Origin of the sequence: Falsihalocynthiibacter sp. S25ZX9, assembly GCF_041205405.1 — a bacterium.
GTDB lineage: Bacteria > Pseudomonadota > Alphaproteobacteria > Rhodobacterales > Rhodobacteraceae > Falsihalocynthiibacter > Falsihalocynthiibacter arcticus.
Genome location: NZ_JBGFCD010000196.1, coordinates 1 through 313 on the forward strand (window position 1 = coordinate 1; position 313 = coordinate 313).

2 protein-coding genes are annotated in these 313 nt (G+C 55.6%); both read right to left on the reverse strand.

What is annotated here, in order from left to right:
* The coding region (locus AB9F29_RS21875; RefSeq protein WP_369757245.1) for an ExbD/TolR family protein at positions 1-114 on the reverse strand (114 nt) is incomplete at its 3' end.
* The coding region (locus AB9F29_RS21880; protein ID WP_369757244.1) for an ExbD/TolR family protein at positions 111-313 on the reverse strand (203 nt) is incomplete at its 5' end. The genes AB9F29_RS21880 and AB9F29_RS21875, both read right to left, overlap by 4 nt.

The window sequence follows — 313 nt, forward strand, 5'->3', positions numbered from 1 at the left end:
GGTGGCGTCCATTCGACCGATGAGCATGAAGAAAATGAGCAGGAAAAACACGACATCAATTAGCGGAATGATGGTTTCTGGAGGAAGACGACTGGGGCGACGGGCGAGTTTCATTCGACCGCAGCCAATTGCAAAATGCGCAGTTGAGTGACGCCCGAATCCGTTATTGTGTCGAGCAGTGAAACGAGGGATTGTGTCTTCGCGTGGGGCGATGGCCAGATCAAAACGGAAGTTTCCGGAAATTGCGCGACCTGGGTGGTTAGGAGCGCGGCGAGGTCGGGGAGGCGCGCTTTCTGCCCTTTAAGGCTGGGCT